Source organism: Buttiauxella cochleicola, assembly GCF_021282405.1.
GTDB lineage: Bacteria > Pseudomonadota > Gammaproteobacteria > Enterobacterales > Enterobacteriaceae > Buttiauxella > Buttiauxella massiliensis.
The window spans coordinates 23,275-46,122 of the sequence record NZ_JAJSOU010000019.1 but is presented as its reverse complement, the minus strand read 5'-3'; the positions used below and the strand labels follow the sequence as shown (position 1 = coordinate 46,122).

Sequence of the window (22,848 nt, the reverse complement as noted above, 5' to 3'; positions counted from 1 at the left end):
CGATAGACAATTAAGAGTAGCGAAACGATGAGTCTGAACCTGGTAAGTGAGCAGTTGCTGTCTGCGAATGGCTTAACCCATCAAGATCTGTTTTCCATTTTGGGGCAATTGTCTGAGCGCCGACTCGACTATGGTGATCTTTATTTCCAGTCCAGTTATCACGAATCCTGGGTACTGGAAGACCGCATCATTAAAGATGGTTCTTACAACATCGATCAGGGTGTTGGCGTGCGTGCGGTCAGCGGTGAGAAAACCGGTTTTGCTTATGCCGACCAGGTCAGCTTACTGGCACTAGAACAAAGTGCTCATGCGGCAAGAAGTATCGTGCAGGATAAAGGAAATGGCCGTGTACAGACGTTAGGTGCTGTGCAACATAGCGCGCTTTATACCAGTGCTGACCCGCTACAAAGCATGACCCGTGAAGAGAAACTCGACATCCTGAAACGTGTAGATAGCGTTGCTCGTGCGGCAGATAAGCGTGTTCAGGAAGTGACTGCCAGCCTGACTGGCGTTTATGAATTGATTCTCGTGGCGGCAACTGACGGCACTCTGGCGGCAGATGTTCGCCCATTGGTTCGTCTTTCTGTCAGCGTTCAAGTTGAAGATAACGGCAAACGCGAGCGCGGTTCAAGCGGTGGTGGCGGTCGTTTCGGTTATGACTATTTCCTCGAAACAATTGATGGCGAAGTTCGTGCAGATGCCTGGGCTAAAGAAGCCGTGCGTATGGCGCTGGTGACTCTTTCTGCCGTTGCGGCTCCTGCCGGTACGTTCCCGGTGGTGCTGGGTGCAGGTTGGCCGGGCGTGCTACTGCATGAAGCAGTCGGTCACGGTCTGGAAGGTGATTTTAACCGTCGTGGTACTTCGGTATTTAGCGGTCAAATGGGCCAGTTAGTTGCTTCTGAACTTTGTACAATTGTCGATGATGGCACCATGGCAAACCGCCGTGGCTCAGTGGCTATTGACGATGAAGGTGTGCCGGGTCAGTACAATGTGCTTATCGAAAACGGCATCCTGAAAGGCTACATGCAGGATAAGCTTAATGCTCGCTTGATGGGTGTTGCGCCAACAGGTAATGGCCGTCGCGAATCTTATGCGCACCTGCCAATGCCGCGCATGACCAATACTTATATGCTGGCCGGTAAGTCTACTCCGCAAGAGATCATCGAATCCGTTGAGTATGGTATCTATGCTCCTAACTTTGGTGGCGGTCAGGTAGACATCACTTCTGGTAAGTTTGTGTTCTCAACTTCCGAAGCCTATCTCATCGAAAATGGAAAAGTGACTAAGCCGGTAAAAGGCGCAACGTTAATTGGTTCCGGTATCGAAGCCATGCAGCAAGTTTCCATGGTCGGTAATGACCTGGCGCTGGATAACGGTGTCGGCGTTTGTGGAAAAGAAGGGCAGAGTCTGCCAGTCGGAGTTGGCCAGCCAACGCTTAAAGTCGACAATCTGACCGTTGGTGGCACAGCTTAACAGCTCATTCCTACAGTCCAACAGCCGGGTAAATCCCGGCTGTTTTGTTTCAATTTCTCGCCATTTATTCGATATCTTTTACACGTCCTTTGTTCTCGCGAACTCCTTGAAAAAGATGCGAAACCTTCACGAAATATTCGGTCAGGTAGTTTATACAAACCTGCACTTTCAAAGGCAATTTGTCCTTTTCGGTATACAGCGCGTATACCGGACGCGGATCGGATTGATAGCTCGGCAATAAGATCTCAAGCGTTCCGTCATTGATCTCATCGATCACCCACATCAGTGGAACATAGGCGATCCCGGCGCCGACTTTTAGCCAGCGGCTTAAGGTCATAGGATCATTTGTGACGAAACGACCTTGCGGGATCATGCGCGTGGTGAGGCCTTCCGGGGCGATCAACTCAAATTCATTGTGCGGGCGAATGCTGTATTCAAGCCAGGAATGGCTGGCAAGATCGGCAGGCTTTTCTGGCGTGCCGTTTTGTTGCAGGTAACTTTTCGCGGCGCAAATCACCATCGGCATCGAGCCGAGGCGTGTTGAGAAGAGGCTTGAATCCTGCAAAGCGCCGACACGAATTACCACGTCCAGACCATCGGCAATCAAGTCCGGCGCGGGGATGCCGGTGACCAGGTTTACGGTCAACTCCGGGTATTCTTTGAGCATGTCCGCCGTCATGGACGCGAGGACATTTTGTGCCATAGTTGAAGAACTACCTATTCGCAGTGTGCCAATAGGCGTGTTGTTAAAAGCGTAAAGTTGCTCATGCACCTCTTTCGCTTCGTGCAGCATTTTGCGGCAGCCCAGATAGTAAATTTTACCGGCTTCAGTGAGCCCAATGCTGCGAGTACTGCGGTTTAGCAGCTTGACCTGTAACTCGTCTTCTAATTTGGAAACGGTTTGGCTTATAGACGATACGCTCATTTCTAGCTGTCTGGCGGCGGCGGTAAAAGAACCGAGTTCGACAACTTTTGCAAAAACTGACATGCGTTTAAGTCTTTCCATTGTTCACTCTGGCTTAAAAGTGATTTAGATCACATATTATAGATAACCGGCTAACAATTACGGTAATATATTATTCTCAGCACAACCTGTACCACTCGTTAGCTCAGCGTTTCTGGCTGAACCAGGGTTTGTGTCTTCTGTATTTTCTGCAAGGTTAACATGAGTCTATTTCCCGTTATCGTGATATTCGGTCTTTCTTTTCCGCCGATATTCTTCGAGCTAATTCTATCGCTGGCGCTGTTCTGGTTGGTTCGCCGTCTGCTGACTCCGACGGGAATTTATGATTTTGTCTGGCACCCGGCATTATTTAATACAGCGCTTTATTGCTGTCTGTTTTATCTGATCTCGCGCCTGTTTGTTTGAGGTTGATGTGAAAGCACTTACAACAAAAATGATCCGCACGGCCATCACGCTAATTCTTGTGCTGCTGGCTTTCATCGCTATCTACCGTGCCTGGGTGTTTTATACCGAATCCCCGTGGACGCGTGACGCTCGTTTTACCGCTGATGTGGTCGCGATTGCGCCGGACGTGTCCGGTTTAATTACCGACGTGAAGGTGCATGACAACCAACTGGTGAAGAAAGATCAGATCCTATTCACCATCGACCAGCCGCGTTATCAGAAAGCGCTCGAGCAAGCACAGGCCGATGTTGCCTACTACCAGGCTCTGGCCGGGGAAAAACGTCGTGAAGCCGGACGCCGCAATTCGTTGGGTACGCAGGCCATGTCGCGTGAAGAAATTGAACAGTCCAACAATGTGTTGCAGACGGTCATGCATCAATTATCAAAGGCTGAAGCGACACGTGATTTAGCTCAACTGGACCTACAACGTACCGTTATTCGTGCACCCGCAGAAGGTTGGGTCACCAACCTGAATGTCTATACCGGTGAGTTTATTACTCGTGGATCAACCGCTGTGGCGCTGGTCAAACGCGGTACGTTCTACATCCTGGCCTATATGGAAGAAACCAAGCTCGACGGTATTCGTCCAGGTTACCGGGTGCAAATCACGCCGCTGGGTAGTAACCGTGTATTACGTGGAACCGTCGACAGCCTTTCTGCCGGTGTGACTAATGCCAGCAGCACCCGAGACAGCAAAGGGATGGCGACCGTCGACTCCAATCTGGAATGGGTGCGTCTGGCGCAACGTGTGCCGGTGCGAATTCACCTTGATGAGCAACAAGCCAATCTTTATCCCGCCGGGACAACGGCGACCGTCGTGGTGACAGGGGAAAAAGACAGAGATACTGACCACGAATCAGTATTTATTAAACTCATGCATCGCTTGCGTGAGTTCGGTTAAGCGTAGGTCGATATGTATTATATTTCGCGGTTACATTTACGCTTCGCCTTCAAACTGGCTTTTGCCATCGTGCTGGCGTTGTGGGTCGGTTTCCATTTTGAGCTTGAAACCCCTCGCTGGGCGGTGCTGACTTCAGTGTTAGTTGCCGCTGGCCCTGCTTTTGCGGCAGGTGGCGAGCCGTATTCTGGCGCGATTCGTTATCGCGGCATGCTGCGAATTGTCGGTACATTTATTGGCTGTTTTGCCGCGTTATTCATTATCACTACTTTTATCCGTGCACCGGCCGTTATGTTGTTGGTGTGCTGCATATGGGCGGGATTTTGTACCTGGATCTCCTCGCTGGTTAAGGTCGAAAACTCTTACGCCTGGGGGCTTTCTGGCTACACGGCGTTGATTATTATCGTCACCATTCAGGCCAACCCGCTAGTTGCTCCTCAATTCGCCGTCGAGCGTTGTAGCGAAATTGTCATCGGTATTGTCTGCGCTATCATTGCGGACTTACTTTTCTCCCCACGTTCCATCAAGAAAGAGATCGACAGGCAACTCGATAGCCTGTTGGTGGATCACTATCGCTTGATGCAGTTGTGTATTGCGCATGGTGATAAAGAAGAGGTGGATAAAGCCTGGGCAAGCCTGGTTCAGCGCACCACTGTGCTGGAAGGAATGCGTAATAACCTGAAGATTGAATCGGCTCGCTGGAGTCGTGCGAACCGTCGCCTCAAAGCACTTAACACCGTTTCCCTGGCGTTAATTACCCAGGCGTGTGAAACCTTCCTGATTCAAAACACGCGCCCTGAATTTGTGACTCCAGAATTTCGCGAGTTATTCGACGCTCCGGTAGAAACCGCTGCTGATGTGCATCAACAGCTAAAGATTATCCGAAAAGTGATGTCGTTTTCCGGTGAAAAATACACCCCGGTGACTATTCGTAGCTGGGTCAATGAAGCGACACGTTATTTAGTTTTGAAACGGGGCGTGATCAGCAATACCCGTATCAGCGCGATTGAAGAAGAGATTTTAAACCAGGAAGTCGTGGTAAAAGTGCAATCCGCTGAAGGCCATCACGCGATGATTAACTTCTGGCGCACGACTGTAGCTTGCCTGCTGGGTAGCTTGTTCTGGTTATCAACTGGCTGGACATCCGGCAGTGGTGCAATGGTGATGATTGCTGTTGTTACTTCTCTGGCGATGCGTCTGCCGAACCCGCGTATGGTGGCTGTTGATTTCCTCTACGGCATGATTGCCGCCTTGCCGATTGGCGCTTTCTATTTTTTAGTTATCCTGCCGAACACCCAACAAAGTATGGTGTTGCTCTCTATTAGTCTCGCGCTTCTGGCGTTCTTTATTGGTATAGAAGTACAGAAACGGCGTCTGGGTTCAATGAGCGCCCTGGCGGGAACCATCAATGTCATCGTGTTAGACAACCCAATGACATTCCACTTCAGCTCTTTCCTCGACAGCGCCCTCGGCCAGCTCGTGGGCTGCTTCCTGGCCATGATGGTGATCCTGCTGATTCGCGATAATTCCAAAGAGCGTACCGGTCGTACCTTGCTGAACCAGTTTGTTTCCGCCGCAGTTTCCGCGCTCACAACCAATAAAGCGCGTCGCAAAGAAAACCATTTGCCCGCGCTCTATCAGCAACTTTTCCTGCTGCTGAATATGTTCCCCGGTGATATCCCTCGTTATCGCCTGGCGCTGACCTTAATTATTGCTCACCAGCGTCTGCGAGATGCGCCGATACCGGTGAACGACGATCTCTCGGCATACCATCGCCAACTGCGAAAAACCGCAGATAAAGTGACATCAGCCTCCAGCGACGACAAGAAACAGCGTTACTTTAAGCAATTACTGGAAGAACTCGAGGTTTACCAGGAGAAATTACGAATATGGGAGGCGCCGTTGCAGGTCACCGAACCGGTGAAACGGCTAGCGGAGGTGCTGCATAAATACCAGCACGCTTTCATCACTGCCTGACCCGAGCCGACGCAATGCGTCGGCTTTTTTGTATCTATACTTATACCCGTCATACTTCAACTTGCAGATGCGTTGGCTGCGTTTGCTCACCCGAATCACTTACCAGAGTAAGCTCATCGGGATTCACTCGCTTGCCGCCTGCCTGCAACTCGAATTATTTTGGGTATATCAGATGCCCAATTCATAACAGGAGAAAACAATGACAAATCAGGCACTCCAGGACAGTGAATTATTTAACACCGGTTATCTGGTTAATGGGGAATGGCGCAAGCTGAGTGAAACTTTCGATGTTCTTAACCCCGCAACGGGCGAGGTTGTCGCCAAAGTCGCAAAGGCTGGTAAAAAAGAGGCTGAAGAAGCTATCGCCGCTGCCGCTAAAGCCTTCCCTGCATGGCGTGCAAAAACCGCCAAAGAGCGTTCAACCATTCTCTATCGCTGGTTCCAGTTAATTATTGAGAACAAAGCCTGGCTCGGGCGCTTGATGACAACCGAACAAGGCAAGCCACTGAAAGAGGCGGAAGGGGAAGTCGAGTACGCCGCGAGTTTTATCCAGTGGTTCGCCGAGCAGGCCAAACGGGCCAACGGTGAAATCATTCCTCCGGCGAAACCTGGCTCCCGTATTTTGGCCACGCGGGAACCTATTGGCGTTGTCGCCGCTATCACGCCGTGGAATTTCCCGATGGCGATGCTGACTCGTAAACTCGGTCCGGCACTTGCTGCGGGATGTACCGGTGTTATCAAGCCTGCTAATAACACGCCGCTATCGGCATTTGCTTTACTGGCGCTGGCGAAAAAAGCAGGCGTGCCTGATGGCGTGCTAAATGCTGTAGCCGGTAATACGCAAGAAATCAGCGACGCCATTATGGCGAGCCACGAAGTGCGGAAAATTTCATTCACTGGCTCCACCGCCGTCGGCAAAACGCTGGTACGCAATGCCGCTGAAACCATGAAAAAAGTCTCCATGGAATTAGGTGGTAATGCGCCTTATATCGTCTTTGACGATGCTGATATCGACGAAGCCGTGAAAGGTGCTATTACCAACAAATTCCGTAACGCAGGCCAGGTGTGCGTCAGTGTTAACCGTTTCTTTATTCAGGAAAGGGTTTACGACCAGTTCGTCAACAAGCTAGCGGAGGCGGTCAAAGCCCTGAAAGTTGGGAATGGCCTGGAAGAGGGCGTCGTCGTCGGGCCATTAATTGAGAAATCCGCAGTCGATAAGGTCCGTGAACACGTGGAAGATGCGCAAGCGAAGGGTGGCAAAGTGTTGGTTGGTGGCAAGAGTCATGAGCTGGGTGGTAACTTCTGGCAGCCAACGGTGATTGTCGATGCTAACGACGACATGAAACTGGCGCAGGAAGAAACTTTTGGCCCGGTAGCCGCCTGCTTCCGTTTCAAAACCGAAGAGGAAGTGATTGAGCGGGCGAACAATACGCCATTTGGTCTGGCTGCCTACTTCTATACTCAGAACCTGGCGCGCGTATTCCGTGTCTCTCAGGCGCTTGAAAGCGGGATGATAGGGATTAACGAATGCGCAGTTTCGACTGAGCTGGGGCCATTTGGTGGCGTGAAAGAGTCCGGGCTTGGCCGTGAGGGTTCTGTATTGGGTCTGGATGAGTTTCTGGAAGTCAAAACCTTGCATATTGGTGGGTTGTAGAACGATTCGTTCTGGTTAAGGTGGCAAGCAATGAAAAAATACACCTTTGATTTTAGTCAGATAGAAGACCAGCCTGGATTCTATCGTCACTTTACCCAGGCATTTCAACTCGAGAAAAAACAGATTCACGATCTCGACAGCTTATGGGATGTGGTCGTCGGGGGCACTTTACCGCTCCCGGCGGAAATCGAGTTTGTTCATTTACCAGAAATGCAACGGCGGCGTTACGGGGCTTTGATTTTGCTTTTTGACGAAGCAGAGGAAGAACTGGAAGGGCAGTTGCGCTTTAACGTGCGCGGTTAACACTATTTTAGATATAAAAAAGCCCCCGCGAGCGGGGGCAAAGTCGTCAGAATTTGACGACGAGGGTTTATTTATACAGTTCAGCGGTTGCGTGCCAGGTATCGCCAGTACGTGCTTCGGTTATGCGATAAGCCGATGCACCTTCTTTAGTCGCCTTCTGTGATAATTCCTGACGCATATCCATTGGAGCACTGCCAGTCTGACTGACAGAAATGCTACCCATAGACTGCATGTTTTGTGCTTGTTCGCTGTTTACCTGATGCGCGGCTGCGTTAGCGCCGAAAGAGATAACAGAGAAAAGGCTCAGTGCTGCGATGGTTAATTTGGTTTTCATGATGTCTACTCCTGAATTATGTTCTCAACGACCGGAAGGGCTTACCTGCATTTATTGTTCTTGGGGCCGTCGTTTTGATTAATCGGTGTTACTTATACCTGCCAGGCTTATTTATACAGCTCAGCAGTGGCGTGCCATGCATCACCAGAACGTGCTTCAACGATGCGATAAGAAGATGCCCCTTTCGCTTCAGCTTTTTCATTCAGCATTTGGTGCATATCCATTGGTGCACTACCTATCTGGCTTACAGAAACTGTGCCCATCGGCTGAAGATTCTGTGCCTGTTCTGCGTTAACAGATGTGGCTGCGAAAGCACCAAATGACAGCATTGAAAGCAGGCTGGCGGCTACTACTGTTGATTTCATGTTCATAATTTTTACCTCGTCGTATTCTTTTATTTGGGTCCTCATTCCGTGACCCTCATCACAAAATCAAGTATACACTAATAACGTGGAAAATTAATACCACGCTAATTATTCTCTATGAAACTTTACAATAATAGAGGTTTTCTTTATTACGTAAAGTTATTAAAAATGATCTTTTATTGCTTTATCTATGTTAAATATAAGTAAAAACAATGAGATATCAGAATTTGACTTTTTGTGCGGTTCATCACATAACTTGCTGATGGGTTCGGTTTTTAAAGCAGGAGTAGATGTGAAGAATGAGATTTGCAGGCAGGCATAAGGAAATAGAAGGATGTTATCAGTACGGTGTTCCCGCCGTTCAATAACAGCAGGAACAGCCGTTTTAAGACTTAAAGCTCTTGTTCGAAGAGTACCAGAATCGCTTCATAAAGCTCTTTAACCGTGAAGTCTTTGGCAGGCGTAGTAAAGATAGTGTCGTCTCCGGCAATCGTGCCCAGAATCCCCTCAGCTTTACCTAAAGAATCCAGTAGGCGTGCAATCAACTGTGCAGCACCCGGGCTTGTGTGGATAACGACAACGGCATCGTTGTAATCAATATCCAGTACCAGATTTTTTAACGGACTTGATGTGGTCGGCACGCCCAATTCAGCAGGCAAACAATACACCATTTCCATTTTTGCATTGCGAGTACGCACCGCACCAAACTTGGTCAGCATGCGGGATACTTTGGACTGGTTAATGTTTTCGAAACCTTCATTTTGCAAGGCATGGACGATCTCGCCTTGAGAACTAAATTTCTCTTCTTTCAATAATGCTTTGAATGCTTTGACTAATTCTTCTTGTTTTGAGGAAACACGCATAGGTCACCCATATTCAGGTCAACAAAGATAACATTATTATGCATTTAAATGAATTTTTATGCAAATCAATGGCTGGGTGTAAGCTTGAAATAATGTTATGAAAGGGGCTGATTTTATCAAATTTTGTTATCGAGAAACATGCCTTCGTCACGACTCGAAAATAAGTTGTTAGGTAAATTAAATGTTATCAAAATGATGTTGTTTTGCTGCGTAGGGAGGGGTAATGTAACCGCCTGTTGATGTGACAACATCAGGTTGTGACCGGGCGCTAAGGCGTCGTTTCCACCCGGCGAGTAAATGCAGCAGTAACGTTTCAGGATTGCGTAACTTCGCAAACCTTGAGCGGGAATATTGTAATTACCCCTTCTCTGGATTATGGTCGCCACCGCATGGAGTTACGGCACCTATTTGCTAACCATAATAAGGAGTTTAGGATGAAAGTTGCAGTCCTCGGCGCAGCAGGCGGAATCGGCCAGGCGCTTGCCCTTCTACTCAAGACCCAGCTGCCTTCAGGTTCAGAACTCTCTCTGTATGATATTGCACCTGTAACCCCAGGTGTTGCAGTCGATCTGAGTCATATCCCGACAGATGTAAAAATCAAAGGTTTCTGTGGTGAAGATGCAACTCCTGCACTGGTTGGTGCGGATGTGGTGCTTATCTCTGCCGGTGTAGCACGTAAACCAGGTATGGACCGTTCTGACCTGTTTAACGTCAATGCGGGAATCGTGAAGAATCTGGTTCAACAGATTGCTAAAACTTGCCCTAAAGCCTGTATCGGTATTATCACAAACCCTGTGAATACCACCGTTGCTATTGCAGCGGAAGTGCTGAAAAAAGCAGGTGTGTACGATAAAAACAAATTGTTTGGCGTAACTACGCTGGACATCATCCGCTCCAACACCTTTGTTGCGGAACTGAAAGGTAAACTGCCGACCGATATCGAAGTCCCTGTTATTGGCGGACACTCTGGCGTGACTATTCTGCCACTGCTGTCTCAGATCCCAGGCGTAAGCTTCACTGAGCAGGAAGTTGCTGATTTAACTAAGCGTATTCAGAATGCGGGTACTGAAGTTGTAGAAGCGAAGGCTGGTGGCGGGTCTGCAACCCTGTCAATGGGTCAGGCTGCCGCACGTTTTGGTCTGTCTCTGGTTCGCGCGCTGCAAGGCGAAAGCAATGTGGTTGAATGTGCGTATGTTGAAGGGAATGGCGAGCACGCTCGTTTCTTCTCTCAGCCGCTGCTGCTTGGTAAAAACGGTATTGCAGAGATCAAATCTTACGGCAAACTGAGTGCGTTTGAGCACCAGGCGCTGGAAGGTATGCTGGATACCCTGAAGAAAGATATTACTCTTGGTGAAGAGTTCGTTAACAAGTAAACACCAGGCTTCAGAGATAAAAAAACCGGAACTAAGTTCCGGTTTTTTATTGCCTGCGATTCAGCATTTATCAGTTAGTGGCTGGGTATTCCTGAATCGTCACTTGTAATATTAGCTTCTTATCATCGCGCATCACTTCAACCGGAATGACTGACCCTGGGCGAATTTCTGCCACTTGGTCCATCGTGCCTAATGCTGAAATGGCTGGTTTATTATTCACCGAAATAATCACGTCATTAACCAGAAGACCTGCTTTCGCTGCCGGACCGCCAGGTGAAACTTCGTTAACGATAATCCCCTGAATCTGATCAATGCCGGTAGCCGGGCCATGCAATGGTGTTATCTCACGCCCACCGATACCAATGTAGCCACGAATCACGCGGCCATCGCGAATAAGCTTATCCATGATTTTGGTGGAAAGCTGAGTCGGGATTGCAAAGCCGATACCTTCCGGGGTTTCGCCATCATTACTTTTATCAAACGACAATGTGTTAATACCCATTAACTCACCGAGTGAGTTAACCAGCGCACCGCCGGAATTGCCGTGGTTAATTGAGGCGTCAGTTTGCAGGAATGACTGGCGGCCTGAAGGGCTAAGGCCAATACGACCTGTCGCGCTGATTATCCCCTGCGTAATGGTCTGCCCAAGGTTATACGGGTTACCAATCGCCATTACGACATCACCAATATGCGGCACCCGCTTATTGTTGATAGGAATCACGGGGAGGCTGGTGGCATTGATCTTCAATACAGCCAGGTCGGTAAGGCTGTCGGAGCCAACCAGTAGCGCTTCAAACACACGGCCATCTTGCAGTGCAACAATAATTTGTTCGGCATCATTAATGACGTGTTTATTGGTAATGATATAACCACGCTCGTCCATGATGACGCCTGAACCGAGAGTTTTAATTTCTAGCTGATTTTGTGAATTGTTACCGATGCTGCGGTTGTATACGTTCACCACAGCAGGCGCAGCGCGTCGCACCGCAGAGTTGTAGCTCACCGGAGTTTCATCAGCACTGTCAAACTTTGAGGGGGCTAAAGGGACGATTTTCTGGCGCAGCGTTGGTAATGCAACCAACAACAATCCAGCCACAATCAGGCCAATTACCACCGAGCGTAATATCTTTAGAAACATGGATTTGAATTAGTTAATAATAAGCCGGAAGCAGAATAGCATGAGTTAATCGGACATCGTACACAGATGTCCGATTACTGAGCAGATTAACGAACTAACAGATATATGCTCTCTTCACCACGCGCCACATGCAATGCAATGACGTCTGGTTTGCTTTCCAGAACCTTACGCATTTCCGCGATACTTGAGACCCGCTCGCGGTTCACGCCAATGATGAAATCATCTTTGTGTAAGCCGGCTTGTGCCGCAGGCGTACCTTTTTCAACGCTGTCGAGTTTAATGCCCTTGGTGCCATCTTTTAGCTGGCCATCACTCAGGGTTGCGCCTTGTAAGGCTGGCATAATCAGTTCTGCGTTAGCTGATGATGCCGTGCTTTTATCCAGCGTCACGCTCACCTCTAATGGTTTCCCATCGCGCAGCAAGCCCAGTTTCACTACAGTTCCTGGTTCAGTTGTGGCGATTTTTGCTCGCAGCTCTGCAAAACTGTTGATGGCTTTGCCATTCAAACTGGTAATCACATCACCGGCTTTCACGCCTGCTTTTGCTGAACCTGATTGCGGTAAGACTTCGCTGATAAACGCGCCACGCTGAGTTGTGAGGTTAAAGGCTTTAGCGATATCCGCACTCATCTCAGTACCTTTAATACCGAGCAAGCCGCGTTTGATTTCACCAAATTCCATCAGTTGTTTAGCCAGGGTTTGCGCCATATTACTTGGAATAGCAAAACCGATACCGACACTACCGCCGCTTGGCGCGAGAATCGCGGTATTTATGCCGATAAGCTCGCCGTTCAGGTTCAGCAACGCGCCACCGGAGTTACCACGGTTAATGGAAGCATCTGTCTGGATAAAGTTTTCCAATCCTTCAAGATTAAGGCCACTACGACCCAGTGCTGAAACGATACCTGATGTGGCTGTTTGCCCGAGGCCAAATGGGTTACCTACGGCTACCGCGAAATCACCAACGCGCAACTTGTCTGAATCAGCCACGGCGATTTGCGTCAGGCCACTCGCATTCTGGATTTGAATCAGTGCGATATCACTTTGGTCATCACCGCCAATTAATTTGGCATCAAACTCACGCCCATCATTTAACTGCACGCTGATTTTCTCGGCGTGGTTGATGACGTGATTATTGGTTAACACATAGCCTTTCTCTGCATTAATAATGACGCCAGAGCCCAGACCTTCAAATGGCTGAGCTTCCGATGGTGGCATGTCATCACCAAAGAACTTTTTAAACTCTTCTGGGACTTTCTGGCTCGGTGCTGCAGCTGTGCCTTCTACCTGCACGCTGACTACAGCGGGTAATACTTTTTCCAGCATTGGTGCAAGGCTTGGTATTGCTGCCTGGCCCGGAACTTGTGCTGGCAACGCCGCATTTACCTGCGATGCAATACCGAACGTTAGTCCGACACTTATCGCTAATGCACTCAACAACAGTGTTTGTTTCTTCATTGGTGGCTTGCTCTCGTAACCTGGAAAAAGGAAAACCCGACCGACCTGTCATCTATCAAGCTACAGGGGGTGACACTCCGATGTTATTGAAATATCAACCGGGTAACAATGTTGTTATAGAGTGATGAGATACTAGTAAATGATAGCTGTGCGTGAGAGAGATTGGGGTACGAAAACCGTACCCCAGGAAAAAAATACAGAATTGTGATTAATCGCGTTTTGCGCGTTCGGTACGCAGCAAACCGGATGCGCCATCGGAATAGTCACGCGGCATTTGCACCGGTGCCTGATCGTTGCTGGCTTCAGACTCAGCGAGGCGGTTACGGAATGGATTCGCTTCTGCTGACATTTCTGGCAACAAGCTGCTGGAGCTTTTTGCCATGTGTTGATAAAGCTGGCGGTAATCATCAGCCATGTTATCGAGCAATTCGGCACTACGTGCAAAATGGCTAACTAACTCTTCACGATACTCTTCAAGTTCTGCTTTGTTTTTCTCAATCTCGTACTGCATAGCTTGCTGCTGACGCAGCTTGCGGTTGCCGAAACGCATAGCAACTGCACCAACGATGATGCCAACAACTAACCCAATTAGCGCATATTCCCAGGTCATGAACTTCTCCCGTTGTATTGTGTTTCCGTAGGGTAATGTAGCCACTATAACCGTTAACCTAAGAGAAGTGGAATCCTGACGCAGCATCGCTTAGGGTAGAACGGCCTTTTTTTCGACAACCGTCCTTTTTTGAGCATTAAGTAAACGGCAATCCGATTTTTAAGGGAATACCATAATACCATGCAAAATCTCTCCCCTGCATCGCGCTACCAACAAGCCCTGACCGAGGGCAGCTATCAACCGGATGATGTGCAACGTGAGGCTGTCGCCAGACTGGACGCCATTTGGCAGGCATTAACCAGTCAAACGTCAGGTGCGGCAGCAAGCGGTAGTTTCTTTGGCAAACTCTTTGGTAAACGTAGTGCTTCGACAAATCAGGAGCCTGTCCGTGGACTCTATATGTGGGGTGGAGTGGGGCGAGGGAAAACCTGGTTAATGGACATGTTTTTTCAGAGTTTACCTGGCGAACGCAAGCTGCGGTTGCACTTTCATCGATTCATGCTGCGCGTACATGAAGAACTGGCTGAGTTACAGGGGCAAATAGATCCACTGGAAGTCATTGCAGACCGCTTCAAATCCCAGACGGACATTCTTTGTTTTGATGAGTTTTTCGTGTCGGATATCACCGATGCGATGTTGCTTGGCACGCTAATGCAAGCGCTGTTTGCTCGCGGTATTACGCTTGTGGCTACATCCAATATTCCGCCGGATGATCTGTATCGTAACGGTCTACAGAGGCCGAGATTTATCCCTGCGATTGACGCGATAAAGCGCAACTGTGAAATCATGAATGTTGATGCGGGTATCGATTACCGCTTGAGAACGCTGACCCAGGCCCATTTATGGCTTTCTCCACTTAACGACGAAACCGCAGGGCAAATGGAAAAACTCTACTCAGCTCTGGCCGGTGCGGTGCGGGAAGGGGAGCCAGTGCTGGAAATTAATCATCGTCCATTAGCCACTTTAGGTCTTGCCAATCAGACGCTTGCAGTTGATTTCAATACGTTGTGTGTCGATGCTCGCAGCCAGCATGACTACATCGCACTTTCGCGTCTATTCCATACCGTAATGTTGTTTAATGTACCGATAATGAATACGCGTAATGAAAATGAAGCGCGTCGCTTCATCGCACTGGTAGATGAGTTTTACGAACGTCACGTCAAGCTGGTGGTATCAGCGCAAGTTTCTCTATTCGAGATTTATCAGGGAGAAAGATTGCGCTTTGAGTTCCAGCGCTGCCTGTCGCGCTTGCAGGAAATGCAAAGTGAGGAATATTTGCGTTTGTCGCATATGCCTTAAACCGCAATTGAGGCCGGGGCTAACTACAAAGTGAGACAAAAACGACAAAAAGGTTCGACCTTTAGGGGCGACTTCCCTATAATCTTGCGACCCCACGTTACAACCAAAGTTTTTTTCCCAAAACTTGGTCGTGCTGGCATTGGCTATTCGAAGGGGTAGGTTTGCCGGACTTTGTCGTGTGAACCTTGAACTGATTTTAAACGTTTGGGTGAACACCTACGTGTAACTATATATTGGGTAAGCTTTTAATGAAAACTTTTACAGCTAAACCAGAAACCGTACAGCGCGACTGGTTCGTTGTTGACGCTGACGGTAAGACCTTAGGTCGTCTGGCTACTGAATTGGCTAGCCGTCTGCGCGGTAAGCACAAAGCGGAATACACTCCGCACGTTGATACTGGTGATTACATCATCGTTCTGAACGCAGAAAAAGTTGCTGTAACCGGCAACAAGCGTACTGACAAAGTGTATTACCGCCACACCGGCTACGTCGGTGGTATCAAACAAGCGACCTTTGAAGAGATGATTGCTCGCCATCCTGAGCGTGTGATTGAAATCGCGGTTAAAGGCATGCTGCCAAAGGGCCCGCTGGGCCGTGCTATGTTCCGTAAACTGAAAGTTTACGCGGGCACCGAGCACAACCACGCGGCACAGCAACCGCAAGTTCTGGACATTTAATCGGGATTATGGCAATGGCTGAAAATCAATACTACGGCACTGGTCGCCGCAAAAGTTCTGCAGCTCGCGTTTTTATCAAACCGGGCAGCGGTAAAATCATCATCAACCAACGTTCTCTGGAACAGTACTTCGGTCGTGAAACTGCCCGCATGGTAGTTCGTCAGCCGCTGGAATTGGTTGATATGGTTGAGAAATTCGATCTGTACATCACTGTTAAAGGTGGTGGTACTTCTGGTCAGGCTGGTGCGATCCGTCACGGTATCACCCGCGCTCTGATGGAGTACGACGAGTCCCTGCGTGGCGAACTGCGTAAAGCTGGTTTCGTTACTCGTGATGCTCGTGAAGTTGAACGTAAGAAAGTCGGTCTGCGTAAAGCACGTCGTCGTCCTCAGTTCTCCAAACGTTAATTGTCCTCTGCTTTTGCAGAATACAATTTGCGAAAAAACCCGGTCTTGTACCGGGTTTTTTTATGCCTGAAAATTATATTTAGTGCCGCTAACTTTTTGATAGCACTAGCTTTTCAGTCAAAATCCAGATCCGTCCCCCACAAAACCCGTAAAATCTGGTAAACTATCAACCAATTTTCTGCCCTCATGTCGGCATCAGTTTGTTTTCGCCTCGTTTTCTGGCAACTGGTGGTGTTCCGGCGTCGTTGGGTATCAAACGGTCAGGTTAGTTGCCGCTTGCGGCTATTAGCAGTAATTTTCTGATAAACTTGGAGGTTTTCATGGCTGTCGCTGCCAACAAACGTTCGGTGATGACGCTGTTTTCCGGTCCTACTGACATCTATAGCCACCAGGTGCGTATCGTACTGGCTGAAAAAGGTGTTAGCGTTGAAATTGAGCATGTGGAAACGGATAACCTGCCTCAGGATCTGATTGACCTCAACCCAAATCACAGCGTACCGACCCTGGTTGACCGCGAACTTACCCTGTGGGAATCCCGCATCATCATGGAATATCTTGATGAGCGTTTCCCGCACCCACCATTAATGCCGGTTTATCCGGTTGCACGTGGTGAAAGTCGCCTGTACATGCATCGTATCCAGAAAGACTGGTATTCACTGATGCACATCGTGATGAACGGTTCTGCTCAAGAAGCTGATGCTGCACGTAAGCAATTACGTGAAGAACTGCTGGCCATCGCACCTGTATTTACTCAGAAACCGTTCTTCCTGAGTGATGAATTCAGCCTGGTAGATTGCTACCTGGCACCGTTGCTGTGGCGTTTGCCGCAGATGGGTATTGAGTTGACAGGCGCGGGTTCTAAAGAGATGAAAGGTTATATGACTCGCGTGTTTGAGCGTGATTCATTCCTCGCTTCTTTGACCGAACCTGAGCGCGAAATGCGTCTTCAGACCCGGGGCTAATTGATGGAAATGTCGCAATTGTCACCACGTCGTCCTTATCTGCTTCGTGCTTTTTACGAGTGGCTACTGGATAACCAGCTCACACCGCACTTGGTTGTGGATGTGACATTGCCAGGCGTGCATGTGCCTATGGAATATGCACGTGACGGGCAAATTGTCCTCAATATCGCGCCGCGTGCGGTAGGAAACCTGGAGTTAGCCAACAGTGATGTGCGTTTTAATGCGCGTTTCGGTGGTGTGCCACGTCAGGTGTTTGTTCCTATGGCTGCGGTTCTGGCTATTTACGCGCGTGAAAATGGTGCTGGCACCATGTTCGAGCCGGAAGCCAGCTATGACGAAGATGGCGAAAGTCATAACGATAATGAGCAGCAACCATCGGATTCAGAAATGGTGATGCAGGTGATCGATGGCTCACGCCCCGATCATGATGAAGATGACGATGGTCCGGATGACGAACCCCCTCCACGTGGTGGCCGTCCGGCATTACGCGTAGTGAAGTAACTCGCGAAATCATGCCCGTCAAAGAGCAAATCGAAGCCAGTCATATGACTGGCTTTTTATTGTCTTAAACAAGCCGACAGACTGCATCTTTACGTAAGACATGATTTGCTGTGTTATGATTCGGCTATATTATTTGCGATGCTTCTTCCATAAACGGCCGATTCTGACGCTATGAGTACATTTGACGAGCAACCACCTGAGACGACTGAAACCATCGGACATACGATGCGACGTCGCCCGCTTGCACGTAAAAAACTCTCTGAAATGGTGGAAGAAGAGCTTGAGCAAATGATTCGCAGACGAGAGTTTGCTGAAGGTGAACAACTGCCTTCCGAACGCGAACTTATGGCCTTTTTCAATGTTGGTCGTCCTTCAGTTCGTGAAGCACTGGCGGCACTTAAAAGAAAAGGTCTGGTGCAAATTAGTAACGGAGAGCGCGCTCGCGTTTCTCGTCCTTCTGCAGATACCATCATTGGTGAGTTGTCTGGGGTAGCAAAAGATTTCCTTTCGCGCCCAGGCGGGATTGCGCACTTTGAACAACTGCGTATGTTCTTTGAATCTAGCCTGGTTCGCTATGCCGCTGAGTTTGCCACAGACGAGCAAATCGCTCGGCTTGGGAAAGCGCTGGAGATGAACAACCAGGCCCTGGATGATAACGATCTGTTTATTCGATCCGATATCGAATTCCACCGGGAATTAGCGGAGATCCCTGATAATCCGATCTTTATGGCAGTACATGTCGCATTGCTAGACTGGTTGATTGCGGCACGCCCAACGGTTTCTCAGGACGTTCTTCATGCTCACAACAATATTAGCTATCAACAGCACATTGAGATTTATAACGCGATTCAGGCTCGTGATCCTGATGCTGCTGACGCGGCATTAAAAGCTCATTTGAAAAGCGTATTCGCCTCCTACTATCCCACGCCGCGCAAACGCACTTCCAAAAAGTAACCAACTTTAATCTGAGATCCCTCGCACGAATTTTTAGTACGTCTCATTAGCCATCATAATTTCATATGACCAAGATCGCATCCTGAGCGCTTAGTGATGTGGTGTTTACTTTTTGATCTGGTATAACAGGTATAAAGGTATATCGTTATGTTAAGAAACCAGACAACAATAGAGGCGTATATGACACAGAATCTTCGCGGTGTGATGCCCGCACTGCTTACTCCATTCAATAAGCAACAACAGGTAGATACCGACAGCTTGCGCCGTCTGGTTCGTTTCAATATTGAGCAGGGTATTGATGGTATCTACGTAGGTGGTTCGACCGGAGAGGCCTTTCTACAAAGTGCACAGGAACGTGAGCAAGTGCTGGAAATCGTTGCTGAAGAAGCCAGAGGGAAAGTAACTCTGATTGCGCACGTAGGCAGTATCAGTACTCATGAGAGCCAGGTGCTGGCGAGTGCCGCACACCGCTACGGTTTTGATGCTGTCTCTGCCGTAACACCATTCTATTATCCGTTTAGTTTCAATGAACATTGCGATCACTACCGCGCAGTAATTGATGCATCTGACGGTTTGCCAATGGTGGTTTACAACATACCTGCATTAAGTGGCGTGAAACTCACTCTCGAGCAAATTGATACCTTAATCAATTTACCGGGTGTGGGAGCATTAAAACAGACTTCTGGCGATCTCTACCAAATGGAACAGATCCGTCGCGCTCATCCGGATCTTGTGCTCTACAACGGCTATGACGAGATCTTCGCATCTGGGCTGGTTGCAGGAGCCGATGGTGGGATTGGTAGTACTTACAACGTAATGGGGTGGCGCTACCAGGCAATTAAGCAAGCGGTTCAGAGCGGGGATATGCAACGTGCCAGCCTGCTTCAAAGTGAATGTAATAAAGTTATTGATGTACTGATTAAAGTGGGTGTTTTCCGTGGACTGAAAACTTTACTGCATTACATGGATGTTGTTGCTGTACCGCTGTGTCGCAAACCATTCTCGCCAGTGGAAGAGCATTATCTGCCAGAGCTTAAAGCACTCGCAGTCCAGCTTCAGGAAGAACGTGCAGCGTTCTGAATGACATAAATAAACCATGGTGCTGTAAACCATACCTAATCAGACCCAACAAAAGGACGGGTTTTAACGAACTCGTACCGGGAGTGCTTTATGAACAACACTGCCCAAAGGATCCCGTGGTATCGCCATTTGACTAAGCCGCAATGGAAAGCATTTTCAGCTGCCTGGATTGGCTACTTATTGGATGGTTTTGATTTTGTCTTGATAGCATTAGTACTAACTGAAATTCAAAGTGAATTTGGCCTTACCACTGTTCAGGCGGCGAGTTTGATCTCTGCGGCCTTTATCTCGCGCTGGTTTGGTGGCCTGGTTCTAGGTGCAATGGGCGATCGTTATGGTCGCAAGCTTGCGATGATAACCAGCATCGTGTTGTTTTCGTTCGGTACGCTGGCGTGTGGCTTTGCTCCGGGTTTTACGACGATGTTTCTTGCTCGTCTGCTGATTGGCATGGGGATGGCTGGCGAATATGGGTCTAGTGCCACCTATGTCATCGAAAGCTGGCCGAAACATATGCGTAATAAGGCGAGTGGCTTTCTTATCTCAGGCTTCTCTGTAGGAGCAGTGATTGCAGCTCAAGTATATAGCGTTGTGGTACCGGCATGGGGCTGGCGTGCGCTGTTCTTCATCGGCATTTTGCCTATTATCTTTGCGCTCTGGCTGCGTAAAAATATTCCGGAAGCAGAAGACTGGAAAGAGAAGTTTGCTGATACAAAACCAACCAAAACCATGGTGGATATTTTGTACCGTGGCGAGCATCGGTTTATTAATATTGGCCTGACAGTTGTCGTCGCAACGGCGCTTTACTTCTGCTTTGCCGGTAACCTTGGCAACGCGGTACTTATTGCTGTACTGGGTTTGATATGTGCTGCAGTGTTCATCAGTTTCATGGTTCAGAGCAGCGGTAAGCGCTGGCCAACAGGTGTCACACTGATGGTCGTGGTGTTCTTTGCCTTCCTTTATTCATGGCCTATTCAGGCATTGTTACCAACATATCTTAAAACTGAGCTGGCCTACGACCCAAAAACCGTTGCACATATTCTGTTCTTTAGCGGTTTTGGTGCTGCAGTTGGTTGTTGCGTAGGTGGTTTCCTCGGTGATTGGTTAGGAACACGCAAAGCTTATGTCTGCAGCCTCCTGGCGTCGCAATTATTGATTATTCCGGTATTTGCCATCGGTGGCGGTAACATTTGGGTGCTGGGTCTGCTGTTGTTCTTACAGCAGATGTTGGGGCAAGGGATCGCGGGGATTTTACCAAAACTGATTGGTGGTTATTTCGATACCGAACAGCGTGCCGCGGGTCTGGGCTTTACCTATAACGTTGGTGCGCTGGGTGGTGCACTGGCTCCGATAATTGGCGCCACTATCGCTCAGCGTCTCGATTTAGGCACTGCACTGGCGTCGCTCTCATTCAGCCTGACCTTTGTAGTCATTCTGTTGATTGGCCTGGATATGCCATCACGGATCCAGCGCTGGATTCACCCTGAAGCAGTACGGACTCACGATGCCATAGATGGGAAACCGTTTAGTGGGGCTGGTGTTGTTAAAGAAGGGGCGGTTAAGGGGCCGATGATGCACAAAGCAGTGAAATAAAGCAGTCTGATAAAACATAAAAAGCCCGGTGATTTTCATATCACCGGGCTTTTCGTATTGATAAGTCAGGTAAGCGGATAGCTACCTGACAGACAAATTACACTTCGAGGAAGTTCAGGATCCCGTCAGCCGCTTTACGGCCTTCAGCAATCGCTGTAACCACCAGGTCGGAACCACGAACGGCGTCACCGCCAGCAAAGATTTTCGGGTTGCTGGTCTGGAATGGATTATCGCTACCTTCCGGTGCCAGAATACGGCCCTGGCTGTCCAGCTCAACGCTGTGTTTTTCCAGCCACTGCATGGCATGTGGGCGGAAACCAAACGCCATAATCACCGCATCGGCAGGCACTACGTGCTCGGAACCCGCAACGATTTCCGGGCGACGGCGGCCATTTGCATCCGGCGCACCCAGTTCAGTACGAGCCACTTTCACACCCGATACGCGACCGTTGCCATTCACTTCGACACCCAGTGGCTGCACGTTGAACTGGAACTCGACTCCTTCTTCACGCGCATTTTTCACTTCGCGTTTAGAACCCGGCATGTTCTCTTCATCACGGCGGTAAGCACAGATGACGTGCGTTGCACCCTGGCGAATAGAACTACGTACGCAGTCCATCGCGGTATCACCACCGCCAAGTACCACAACGCGTTTGCCTTCCATATTCACATACGGCTCTTCTGGTGAGTCGCCGAAGCCCATGATCTTTTTGGTATTAGCGATGAGGAACGGCAGTGCGTCGAATACGCCTGTCGCATCTTCATTCTCTAAACCACCGCGCATTGACTGATAAGTGCCAACACCCAGGAACACGGAATCATACTCTTTCAGCAGCTCGTCGATCTGAACGTCACGGCCTACTTCAGTGTTCAGTTTGAATTCGATGCCCATGCCACTGAAGATCTCGCGACGTTTGGTCATCACTTCTTTTTCCAGCTTGAACGCTGGAATACCGAAGGTCAGCAGGCCACCAATTTCTGGGTGACGGTCGTAAACCACAGCTTTCACACCGTTACGTGCCAGCACATCAGCACATGCCAGCCCAGCAGGGCCAGCACCGATGATGGCAACACGTTTGCCGGTTTGCTTAACGCCCGTCAGGTCTGGTTTCCAGCCCATCTCGAGCGCTTTATCGTTGATATAGCGCTCGATATTACCAATGGTAACGGCACCAAACTCGTCGTTCAGCGTACAAGAGCCTTCGCAAAGACGGTCTTGTGGGCAAACACGGCCACACACTTCCGGCAGGCTGTTTGTCTGGTGAGACAGTTCAGCCGCTTCAATAATGCGCCCTTCGTTGGCAAGCTTCAGCCAGTTTGGAATGTAGTTATGAACTGGGCATTTCCATTCACAGTACGGGTTGCCGCAAGACAAGCAGCGGTCTGCCTGTGCTTTGGCCTGGCCTTCTGAGAACGGCTCGTAAATTTCCACAAATTCAATTTTACGGATCTTGAGCGGTTTCTTTGGCGGATCAACGCGCTGTAAGTCGATAAATTGATAAACGTTTTGACTCATCGTGACCTC

General features: G+C 49.0%; 23 protein-coding genes. 15 read left to right on the top strand and 8 right to left on the bottom strand.

Going from position 1 to position 22,848, the window contains the following annotated elements; translation table 11 throughout:
- Nucleotides 1-27: 27 nt before the first annotated feature.
- A complete protein-coding gene (gene tldD / locus LVQ79_RS20020) occupies nucleotides 28-1,473 on the top strand; it encodes a metalloprotease TldD (RefSeq protein WP_232866321.1) in 1,446 nt (481 codons plus the stop codon).
- Nucleotides 1,474-1,537: 64 nt separating this feature from the next.
- On the opposite strand, the gene aaeR is transcribed toward tldD, so the two are convergent.
- On the bottom strand, nucleotides 1,538-2,479 hold the full coding sequence (gene aaeR / locus LVQ79_RS20015) for an HTH-type transcriptional activator AaeR (protein WP_232866319.1): 942 nt from the start codon (nucleotides 2,477-2,479) through the stop codon (nucleotides 1,538-1,540).
- 159 nt (nucleotides 2,480-2,638) lie between these two features.
- Between aaeR and aaeX the strand changes: the two genes are divergently transcribed.
- The 5 genes from aaeX to LVQ79_RS19990 all read left to right on the top strand — a co-directional run bounded on the left by aaeX (nucleotide 2,639) and on the right by LVQ79_RS19990 (nucleotide 7,713).
- Complete coding sequence (gene aaeX / locus LVQ79_RS20010) at nucleotides 2,639-2,842, top strand: p-hydroxybenzoic acid efflux pump operon protein AaeX (RefSeq protein WP_034498893.1); 204 nt, start codon at nucleotides 2,639-2,641, stop codon at nucleotides 2,840-2,842.
- Between the two features lie 28 nt (nucleotides 2,843-2,870).
- Nucleotides 2,871-3,782 carry a p-hydroxybenzoic acid efflux pump subunit AaeA gene (aaeA, locus tag LVQ79_RS20005; protein ID WP_233338178.1) on the top strand — a complete coding sequence of 304 codons (912 nt, stop codon included), beginning with the start codon at nucleotides 2,871-2,873 and terminating at the stop codon, nucleotides 3,780-3,782.
- Between the two features lie 12 nt (nucleotides 3,783-3,794).
- Nucleotides 3,795-5,756, top strand: a complete 1,962-nt coding sequence (gene aaeB / locus LVQ79_RS20000) for a p-hydroxybenzoic acid efflux pump subunit AaeB (protein ID WP_232866315.1) — start codon at nucleotides 3,795-3,797, stop codon at nucleotides 5,754-5,756.
- A gap of 199 nt (nucleotides 5,757-5,955) precedes the next feature.
- A complete protein-coding gene (locus LVQ79_RS19995) occupies nucleotides 5,956-7,410 on the top strand; it encodes an NAD-dependent succinate-semialdehyde dehydrogenase (protein WP_232866314.1) in 1,455 nt (484 codons plus the stop codon).
- Nucleotides 7,411-7,440: 30 nt separating this feature from the next.
- Nucleotides 7,441-7,713, top strand: coding sequence for a barstar family protein (locus tag LVQ79_RS19990; RefSeq protein ID WP_064561030.1), 273 nt, complete (start codon nucleotides 7,441-7,443; stop codon nucleotides 7,711-7,713).
- A gap of 67 nt (nucleotides 7,714-7,780) precedes the next feature.
- Here LVQ79_RS19990 and yhcN (LVQ79_RS19985) read toward each other — a convergent pair whose 3' ends face one another.
- The 3 genes from yhcN (LVQ79_RS19985) to argR form a co-directional block, all read right to left on the bottom strand.
- Nucleotides 7,781-8,047, bottom strand: a complete 267-nt coding sequence (gene yhcN / locus LVQ79_RS19985; protein ID WP_064555458.1) for a peroxide/acid stress response protein YhcN — start codon at nucleotides 8,045-8,047, stop codon at nucleotides 7,781-7,783.
- Between the two features lie 107 nt (nucleotides 8,048-8,154).
- Complete coding sequence (gene yhcN, locus LVQ79_RS19980) at nucleotides 8,155-8,418, bottom strand: peroxide/acid stress response protein YhcN (protein ID WP_034459813.1); 264 nt, start codon at nucleotides 8,416-8,418, stop codon at nucleotides 8,155-8,157.
- Nucleotides 8,419-8,804: 386 nt separating this feature from the next.
- Nucleotides 8,805-9,275 carry a transcriptional regulator ArgR gene (argR, locus tag LVQ79_RS19975; RefSeq protein ID WP_154150925.1) on the bottom strand — a complete coding sequence of 157 codons (471 nt, stop codon included), beginning with the start codon at nucleotides 9,273-9,275 and terminating at the stop codon, nucleotides 8,805-8,807.
- Nucleotides 9,276-9,709: 434 nt separating this feature from the next.
- Between argR and mdh the strand changes: the two genes are divergently transcribed.
- Entirely contained in the window at nucleotides 9,710-10,648 is a 939-nt protein-coding gene (gene mdh, locus LVQ79_RS19970; RefSeq protein ID WP_232866313.1) for a malate dehydrogenase, read from the top strand.
- A gap of 70 nt (nucleotides 10,649-10,718) precedes the next feature.
- Here the strand turns inward: mdh and degS are convergent, their stop codons facing one another.
- From degS to zapG, 3 genes are all read right to left on the bottom strand, one after another.
- Entirely contained in the window at nucleotides 10,719-11,786 is a 1,068-nt protein-coding gene (gene degS, locus LVQ79_RS19965; RefSeq protein WP_232866311.1) for an outer membrane-stress sensor serine endopeptidase DegS, read from the bottom strand.
- A gap of 86 nt (nucleotides 11,787-11,872) precedes the next feature.
- Nucleotides 11,873-13,243 (bottom strand): serine endoprotease DegQ, encoded by a 1,371-nt coding sequence (gene degQ, locus LVQ79_RS19960; RefSeq protein ID WP_232866310.1) that lies wholly within the window; start codon nucleotides 13,241-13,243, stop codon nucleotides 11,873-11,875.
- A gap of 208 nt (nucleotides 13,244-13,451) precedes the next feature.
- Nucleotides 13,452-13,853, bottom strand: a complete 402-nt coding sequence (gene zapG / locus LVQ79_RS19955; protein WP_064514130.1) for a Z-ring associated protein ZapG — start codon at nucleotides 13,851-13,853, stop codon at nucleotides 13,452-13,454.
- A gap of 180 nt (nucleotides 13,854-14,033) precedes the next feature.
- Here zapG and zapE point away from each other — a divergent pair, with 180 nt between their 5' ends.
- The 8 genes from zapE to LVQ79_RS19915 all read left to right on the top strand — a co-directional run bounded on the left by zapE (nucleotide 14,034) and on the right by LVQ79_RS19915 (nucleotide 21,323).
- A complete protein-coding gene (gene zapE, locus LVQ79_RS19950; protein WP_232866308.1) occupies nucleotides 14,034-15,152 on the top strand; it encodes a cell division protein ZapE in 1,119 nt (372 codons plus the stop codon).
- Nucleotides 15,153-15,400: 248 nt separating this feature from the next.
- Nucleotides 15,401-15,829: a 50S ribosomal protein L13 gene (gene rplM / locus LVQ79_RS19945; RefSeq protein WP_064514126.1), complete on the top strand. Its 429-nt coding sequence runs from the start codon at nucleotides 15,401-15,403 to the stop codon at nucleotides 15,827-15,829.
- A gap of 14 nt (nucleotides 15,830-15,843) precedes the next feature.
- A complete protein-coding gene (rpsI, locus tag LVQ79_RS19940) occupies nucleotides 15,844-16,236 on the top strand; it encodes a 30S ribosomal protein S9 (RefSeq protein WP_034459799.1) in 393 nt (130 codons plus the stop codon).
- A 320-nt stretch (nucleotides 16,237-16,556) separates the two neighbouring features.
- Nucleotides 16,557-17,198, top strand: a complete 642-nt coding sequence (gene sspA / locus LVQ79_RS19935; RefSeq protein WP_034498882.1) for a stringent starvation protein SspA — start codon at nucleotides 16,557-16,559, stop codon at nucleotides 17,196-17,198.
- Nucleotides 17,199-17,201: 3 nt separating this feature from the next.
- Nucleotides 17,202-17,699 (top strand): ClpXP protease specificity-enhancing factor, encoded by a 498-nt coding sequence (gene sspB, locus LVQ79_RS19930; RefSeq protein WP_151992961.1) that lies wholly within the window; start codon nucleotides 17,202-17,204, stop codon nucleotides 17,697-17,699.
- 171 nt (nucleotides 17,700-17,870) lie between these two features.
- Nucleotides 17,871-18,653, top strand: coding sequence for a transcriptional regulator NanR (locus LVQ79_RS19925; RefSeq protein WP_151992962.1), 783 nt, complete (start codon nucleotides 17,871-17,873; stop codon nucleotides 18,651-18,653).
- Nucleotides 18,654-18,833: 180 nt separating this feature from the next.
- On the top strand, nucleotides 18,834-19,733 hold the full coding sequence (nanA, locus tag LVQ79_RS19920) for an N-acetylneuraminate lyase (protein ID WP_232866307.1): 900 nt from the start codon (nucleotides 18,834-18,836) through the stop codon (nucleotides 19,731-19,733).
- Between the two features lie 90 nt (nucleotides 19,734-19,823).
- Entirely contained in the window at nucleotides 19,824-21,323 is a 1,500-nt protein-coding gene (locus tag LVQ79_RS19915) for an MFS transporter (protein ID WP_232866305.1), read from the top strand.
- Nucleotides 21,324-21,420: 97 nt separating this feature from the next.
- Here LVQ79_RS19915 and LVQ79_RS19910 read toward each other — a convergent pair whose 3' ends face one another.
- Nucleotides 21,421-22,839, bottom strand: a complete 1,419-nt coding sequence (locus LVQ79_RS19910; RefSeq protein WP_232866303.1) for a glutamate synthase small subunit — start codon at nucleotides 22,837-22,839, stop codon at nucleotides 21,421-21,423.
- Between the last annotated feature and the right edge of the window lie 9 nt (nucleotides 22,840-22,848).